This window comes from Brevundimonas sp. (assembly GCF_031082345.1).
In the GTDB taxonomy this organism is placed as follows: domain Bacteria; phylum Pseudomonadota; class Alphaproteobacteria; order Caulobacterales; family Caulobacteraceae; genus Brevundimonas.
In genome coordinates this window covers 1-6,747 of sequence record NZ_JAVHLH010000160.1, presented here as the reverse complement: position 1 = coordinate 6,747, position 6,747 = coordinate 1, and the positions used below count along the sequence as shown (strand labels likewise).

Genomic DNA, 6,747 nt, shown 5'->3' with positions numbered 1-6,747 from the left:
GTCGCGACAGGCCAGCGACAGGCGTTCCGCGCCGCCGGCGTCGACGAAGGCGAGGCGGTCGGGGGCCTCGGGCGGCGTCGAAGGGATCGGCGGGGCGACCGGCGCTTGCGGCGCGGCCGGCGCATCGGGCGCAATCGGAGCCGGCGCCTCGTCCCGGCCGCAGGCGGCCAGTCCGAGCAAGGCCGCGATCAGCAGGGCGTTTCGCATCCGGGTCTCCTTCAGAGTTTGGTGCGCAGCGACCACAGCTCGGGGAAGCAGCGGCGCTGCAGGGTCTCGGTCAGATAGGCGACGCCCTCGGTGCCGCCGGTGCCGCGACGGCGGCCGATGATGCGCTCGACGGTGACGACGTGCTTGTGCCGCCAGGTCAGCAGGGCGTCGTCCAGATCGACCAGTTTTTCGGCCAGCTGGTAGAAGGGCCACCAGCGCGCGGTGTCGCGATAGACCTCCAGCCAGGCCACCTCGACCCCTTCCGACGGCTCCCAGGGCTTGCTGACGTCGCGGTTCAGCACCTCGGCCGGCACGGGCAGGCCGGCGGCGGCGAGCTGGGCCAGGGCGTCGTCATAGAGGCTGGGCGCGTCGAGCGCCGCCCTGAGCGCCGCGTGGGCCTCGGGCCGTTCCTCATGGAAGCGTAGGAAGCGGTCGTCCTTCAGACCGAGCATGTATTCGAAGCGCCGGAACTGGTCGCTCTGGAAACCCGACGAGGTCCCCAGCTCGCCGCGGAAGCGCAGATAGTCGGCCGGGGTCATGGTCGCCAGGATGTCCCAGCTCATGGTCATCACCGCCTGGATGCGGCTGACGCGGGCGAGACTCTTGTAGGCGGGGACCAGGTCGCCGGCGCGGACCAGGCCCTGGGCCTGCGCCACCTCGTGCAGGATCTGTTTGAGCCACAGCTCCTTGGTCTGGTGGATGATGACGAACAGCATCTCGTCATGCTCGTCCGACCGGGGGTGCTGGGCCGCCAGAAGATCGTCGAGGGCGAGGTAGCCGGCGTAGGTGATCGCGGAGGCGGGCTTGTCGGAGGCGTCGGTCATGCGAGACCTATCGCCCGCGGCGCGGCGCGGCTCAAGACTTGTCCGACGCCTCGACGTCGGCGCTGCCCGTCCGGTCGGCCCGGTCGTCCCAGCCGTCGCGGTCGGACTTGAAGGCCAGAGCCATCAGGACCCAGGCGAGGGCGATGGTGCCGGCCACGCCGAGGGACAGGGCCACGACGCCGTGGATCGGCATGGCGCCGCCGCCGATGGCCGTCCACGCCAGGCTGATGCCGACAACCGAGCCGACAGCGACGCCAGCCACGGCGAGAAAGGTGCGAAATGGGGTCATCGGACAACCCTAGGCGTTCCGCGCCACCGGGCCACCCCCGTAGAACTACGGGGGCGTTCGCGATCGCGCGAGCCGGCGGTCAGTGCGCGGCGGCGGCGCCCGGCAGATGGCTCTTGTCGTGCTTGCCGACACGATCGACCAGGGTGCGGGCCGCCTTGTTCATGCCGATCACCTCGACCTCGGCGCCCTGACGGCGATAGCGGAACACGACCTTGTCGACCGCCGCCACGCCGGTGAGATCCCACAGGTGGGCGTCGCTCATGTCGATGTCGACGCGGGCCGGATGGCCGTGATGCTCGAAGGCCGCGGCAAAGACGTCGGCGGAGGCGAAGAACAGATTGCCGGTGACGCGATAGCGAAGCACGCCGTCTTCCGGCGTCTCGATCTCCTCGACCACGATGGTCTTGCCGACCTTGCGCATGAAGAAGATCGCCGACAGCACCACGCCCAGCACCACGCCCTTGGACAGGTCGTGGGTGGCGACCACCGTGACCGTGGTGGCCACCATGACGATCGAGGACTGCATCGGTGTGGAGCGCAGCCGCAGCACCGACCCCCAGTCGAAGGTGCCGACCGAGACCATGATCATCACCGCGACCAGCGCCGCCATCGGAATGCGGGCGACCCAGTCCTGCAGCACGAGGATCAGGAACAGCAGGAACAGGCCGGCCCACAGGGTCGACAGGCGTCCGCGCGCGCCGGAAGTGACGTTGATGATCGACTGGCCGATCATGGCGCAGCCGGCCATGCCGCCGAACAGGGGAGACAGGACGTTGGCGATGCCCTGGCCGCGGGTCTCGCGATCCTTGTCAGAGGGCGTGTCGGTGATGTCGTCGAGCAGGTTGGCGGTCAGCAGGCTCTCCAGCAGGCCGACGAAGGCCAGGGTCGCGGCGACGGGGCCGATGATGGTCAGCGTCTCCCAGGTCAGGGGCACATTGGGGATCTGGAAGAACGGCAGGGCCGACGGCATCTCGCCCATGTCCCCGACGGTGCGCACATCGACGCCGCTCCAGATCACGAATCCGCTGAGCAGGACGATGGCGACCAGCGGCGACGGCACGGCCCTGGTGAGGCGCGGCAGGCCATAGATGATCGCCAGCGCCGCGCCGACGAGGGCGAAGGTCTGCCAGTTGGCGCCGATCAGTTCGGGCATCTGGGCCAGGAAGATCAGGATGGCCAGGGAGTTGACGAAGCCGGTCATGACGCTGCGCGACACGAATTTGATGTAGCGGCCCAGCTTCAGCAGGCCGACCCCGATCTGGATGACGCCGCACAGCAGGGAGGCGGCGAACAGGTATTCGAGGCCGTGATCACGCACGAGCGTGACCATCAGCAGCGCCATGGCCCCTGTGGCGGCGCTGATCATGGCCGGGCGACCGCCGACGAAGGCGATGGTCACGGCGATGACGAAGCTGGCGTAGAGGCCGACAGCCGGGTCGACGCCGGCGATGATCGAGAAGGCGATGGCCTCGGGGATCAGGGCGAGGGCGACGACCGTGCCCGCGAGCAGGTCGCGGCGGGGGTTGGCGAGCCACTGCTGGCGCGCCGAGGCGAAAACGGACATGAAAACCGACTGACGCTCGTGCGGGCCGGCGCGATGGCGGGCTCGCTCAGGTTTCCCGGCGGATCGGCGGCCGGGCTAGCCACCCGGTCGGGCCGGGTCCTTGAGGACGCGGCTTTTGCGTCATCCGGACCGGGCAATCAACCCCGCGCGGACGCTCAGTCCGCAGCGTGGCGGATGGAGACGTCCATGCCCGCGGCGGAGTCCACCTGCATCCGGGCCTCCAGCTGTTTGACCAGGGCCTCGACGATGGCGCCGCCGAGCCCGCCGTGGGCTCCGGGCGCCGCGGTTTCGTCGACGCCGACGCCATTGTCCCTGACGCCCAGCATCCAGCTGTCTCCCTCGCTCTCGAAGCGGACCAGGATGAGGGCGTCGCCGCGCGGCTGGGGGAAGGCGTATTTGATGGCGTTGATGACGAGTTCGGTGACGATCAGGCCCATGCTGACGGCCTTGTCGGACCCGATACGGCTGTGATCCGCCTCGACCCGGAGGCTGATCGGATGACTGTCGCCGAGCATCGAGGCGGCGAGGCTGTCGCACAGCTTGGTCAGATAGGGCCCGACCTCGATCTGGTCGAGATCGCCCGAGGCGTGGAGATGGGACTGGACCTCGGCGACCGAGAGGACCCGCTGGTGCGCATCCTTGAGATGGAGGCGGGTTTCCTCGGAGGTCACGGCGCGGGCCTTGATCAGCAGGATGCTGGCGATGATCTGCAGACTGTTGGCGACGCGGTGCTGCATCTCCTGCAGCAGGACCTGCTTCTGGCGGAGCAGCTCTTCCGTATGCTCCAGCAGGTCGGCGAGGTCGCGCTCCACCGCCCGGCGGGCGGTGATGTCGGTAAAGGCCAGCAGGATGGTGCTGTCGGCGAGGGTCTCGTAGATCACCTTGCGGGCGTTGAGCAGCATGGTGCGGCGGCCGACGCCGGGAAAGTCGTGCTCGACCTCGAACCCGTCCATCGCGGTCTTTTCGGGAATGATGGTCTCGAGCAGCAGGCGCAGCGCCGGGATGTTCCACTGGCCGTCGCCGAGGTCGTAGAGCCGGCAGCCCATGGTGTGCTCGGGATCGACCCGGAATATCTCGTAGAAGGCCCGACTGGCGGCGAGGACCCGCAGGCCGCCGTCGAGGACGATCAGCGGCTCATGAATGGTGTCGACGATCGCCTCGGCGAGAGTCTGGGCATCCTCGATCGCGGGGATCACGGTCGGCATGGCGGATGAGCCGTCCTGTTCCGGCGCGCAAAAGGACGGCCAACCAGACGCTTCTAGCGGAAAAAGCCGGGTTCCTGGAATTATTAGTCGGCAGCCGGCTCAGGTGGTCCGGACGACATACAGATCCTGCCAGTCCGCCTGTCGCGCCGCCCTGCGCCAGCCAGAGGCCATTCGGGTCCATTCCGCCCGCATCTCCGGCTCGACGGCGCAGGCGGCCTGATCATCCATTCTCGCGGCCATGGCCCGGCATTGTGAAGCAGTTCGCATCGGATATCCCATAGCGGCCCTACGGTCCGGCCGTCAGGGAAACCCGCGCGCGGGACTAAAGGGTCCGTATGCTAGCGCTGGACCCACCGGCCTTGGGCGTTGCGATACCACTGGCCTGAGCTGACGCGCGGCAGGACGATGGTCTCGAACGCGCGGGCCGCGGCGACATCCGCCGTGGTTCCGGCCACCTCGGCGCTGCGGGCATAGGCCTCGCGACGGGCGTTGTTGGTCACCGACACGGCCTCGGTCAGGGTCGAATCCGACGAGGGCTGGCGGAAGCCGAGATAGCCGTCGGCCTGCTCGCCCACGACGCCCTGCGCCTTGGCGGAGTCGATCATGGCCTTCTGCTGCGCGGTCTGCGCGAAGGCGGCGCCGGCGGCCACGCCGAGCGCGGCGATAGCGGCGGCGACGACGAAGAGCTTGCGGAAGGACATCGGAGGCGACTTTCGCATCAGAACAGGTTCGGGTTCTCGACGAGGAGGTCCTGAAGCTCCTTGTCGAGACGGACGCGGACGTCGGCGTCCAGCTTGGCGTAGATCTGGATCGGGTCGACCTGGAGCCGGACCGTGGGCGTGCAGGCGCTCGCGCCGACGGCGGCGATGAAGCCGATCAGGGCGAGACTTGCGCGGGTCCGGGTCATGGCTGTGGTCTCCGGTGTTGATCTGCGACGACCTTAACGCCGCGCGGGGTGAATGGGTTCTGAACGGCCAGAACGGCGCGATCAAGGCGTGGGGACCGGCCCGGTTCGATCCGGGGCGGCCGCCTCCGCCGAAGGATCGCCGTTGCGGGCCCGGTTCAGCTCCAGAAGGTCGCCGATCAGCTGGTTCAGGTTCAGGGTGGTGTCGAGCGTCAGGTCGATGCCCGTGCCCGACGGCAGGGGCAGTTCGCGGTTGAGGAATTCGCGGCTGATGAACTCGGCGAGGCTGATGCGGAGCTCCTGGTGCTGCGGCGGGTCGTGGCGGCCGCGGATGCGGAACAGCACGCCGATGCGACCCTCGTCGAGGCTGTTGACCTCGGCCGAGAGGATGTCGAACGACAGGTTCTCCATGGCCTGGTAGGCCAGATCCTGGACCGTGTTCGGGGGTACGCCCTCGCCGCCCCCGCCCGCCTCGAGATCGCTGAGCGCCTCGCGCTGGATCGACAGCCGGCCCGGCTGGATGGCGGCGAGCGTCCCGGCCGAGATGCGGATTCCCGCCACCGGATCCGAGGTGAAGGGCAGCCGGCCGGACACCACCGCATCCAGCATCACCGTGTCGCCGAAACCCGAGCCGGCGATGATCTCGCCCAGCTGGACCTTCTCCAGCACGATGACGCCGCTGAAGGGCTGGCTGCGGTCCAGCGGCAGGACGAAGGGTTCGACCCGGACGAGGCCGCCGGCGATGGACAGGTCGCCGCCCTCGACGGTCACCCCGGCCTTGTCGAGACCGAAGCTCAGTTCGATGTCGGTCAGGGGCGCGACGGACTCCAGCACCTCGGCGGTCAGGCGCTGGCCGGGGGCGGTGACCAGCGGGGCCAGACTGGTGAAGTCGACGGTTCCTCTCAGTCCCTTCACCGGCCCGGCCGGGCTGACGAAGTCGAGGCCGGGGATGGTCAGGCGGCCGGTGCTGGAGCCCTCGGCCTCGGCCCGCCAGTCGACGCGCCCCTCGAAGGCGACGGAGCCGGTCGCGGGAGAGCCGACGAAATCGCCCGCGAGGGGACTGAGATCGGCCGGCTGCAGCCCGCCCTCGGCGAAGACGATGGACGGGGCGTCTATGGTCAGGCCGCCCGCGCCGGTCGGGCCGTCGTGGGCGAGGTCGAGGCGGCCGAGCGGCGTGTCATTTCGGGACAGGTCGAAGGCGCCGGTCCAGTCCTCGTTCTCCAGCCGGGCCGAACCGGACGCCTGGAGGGGGTTGAAGCGCAGCGGCGTGGTGGCGTCCTCGACGGTCGCCCGGTCGACGCGGGTCTCGAGACCGAGGCCGGCCGGACCGCCGGTCGCCGCAAAACGGCCGTGGGCGTCGCGGAAATGCAGGGCGAGGAAGGGGGCGGAGGCGTCGAGGCCGGCCAGGCCGCCGTCGGCGCGCCAGCGTCCGCCGGCGATGCTGACCAGTGGCCGGTCGATCGGGCAGGCCCGGCCGGACAGGTCGACGACGTCGTTCTCGCCGAGCTCCAGCCGCTCGACGGTCAGCGGCGTGCATTCCGCCGCCACATAGGTCACCCGCCCGCCGGAGGAGGTCAGCCGCCCGCGGGTGTCCAGGGCGATCCCGCGCGCCAGGTCGAAATCCAGCGCGGCGCGGCCGTCGAGGTCGGCGGTGAAGCCGTCCGCCGTCAGCCGCCACGCCGGGATGGCGAAGGCCGCCTCGGGCAGGCCCCGGCCGCGCGTGGCGGTCAGGGCGAGCGTCCCGCCCCCCGAAT

General features: G+C 69.7%; 8 protein-coding genes, 1 pseudogene and 1 other annotated feature. All 9 genes and pseudogenes read right to left on the bottom strand.

The features are described 5' to 3' along the window. Positions 1-207, bottom strand: a pseudogene (locus RDU12_RS10770) (hypothetical protein); the annotation flags it as partial. Between the two features lie 11 nt (positions 208-218). Next, positions 219-1,031, bottom strand: coding sequence for a tryptophan 2,3-dioxygenase (locus RDU12_RS10765; RefSeq protein ID WP_300290686.1), 813 nt, complete (start codon positions 1,029-1,031; stop codon positions 219-221). 31 nt (positions 1,032-1,062) lie between these two features. Beyond that, complete coding sequence (locus tag RDU12_RS10760; protein ID WP_300290684.1) at positions 1,063-1,320, bottom strand: hypothetical protein; 258 nt, start codon at positions 1,318-1,320, stop codon at positions 1,063-1,065. Positions 1,321-1,399: 79 nt separating this feature from the next. Further along, the gene (locus tag RDU12_RS10755) at positions 1,400-2,884 is read right to left on the bottom strand and encodes a SulP family inorganic anion transporter (protein WP_300290682.1); all 1,485 of its coding nucleotides are present in this window, start codon (positions 2,882-2,884) and stop codon (positions 1,400-1,402) included. A gap of 49 nt (positions 2,885-2,933) precedes the next feature. Continuing rightward, positions 2,934-2,987 (bottom strand) — a sequence feature (sul1 is cis-regulatory element that is thought to sense ions involved in sulfur or methionine metabolism; They are found in Alphaproteobacteria). A 52-nt stretch (positions 2,988-3,039) separates the two neighbouring features. Continuing rightward, positions 3,040-4,089, bottom strand: a complete 1,050-nt coding sequence (locus tag RDU12_RS10750; RefSeq protein ID WP_300290679.1) for a sensor histidine kinase — start codon at positions 4,087-4,089, stop codon at positions 3,040-3,042. 99 nt (positions 4,090-4,188) lie between these two features. Further along, the gene (locus tag RDU12_RS10745) at positions 4,189-4,317 is read right to left on the bottom strand and encodes a hypothetical protein (RefSeq protein ID WP_300290677.1); all 129 of its coding nucleotides are present in this window, start codon (positions 4,315-4,317) and stop codon (positions 4,189-4,191) included. A 110-nt stretch (positions 4,318-4,427) separates the two neighbouring features. Beyond that, entirely contained in the window at positions 4,428-4,808 is a 381-nt protein-coding gene (locus RDU12_RS10740; protein WP_308684595.1) for a YdbL family protein, read from the bottom strand. Then, positions 4,808-4,996, bottom strand: a complete 189-nt coding sequence (locus RDU12_RS10735; RefSeq protein ID WP_300290673.1) for a YnbE family lipoprotein — start codon at positions 4,994-4,996, stop codon at positions 4,808-4,810. Before RDU12_RS10735 ends, RDU12_RS10740 begins: the two co-directional genes overlap by 1 nt. A gap of 81 nt (positions 4,997-5,077) precedes the next feature. After that, positions 5,078-6,747 (bottom strand): YdbH domain-containing protein (locus tag RDU12_RS10730; RefSeq protein ID WP_308684594.1); only part of this gene is annotated, 1,670 nt, incomplete at its 5' end.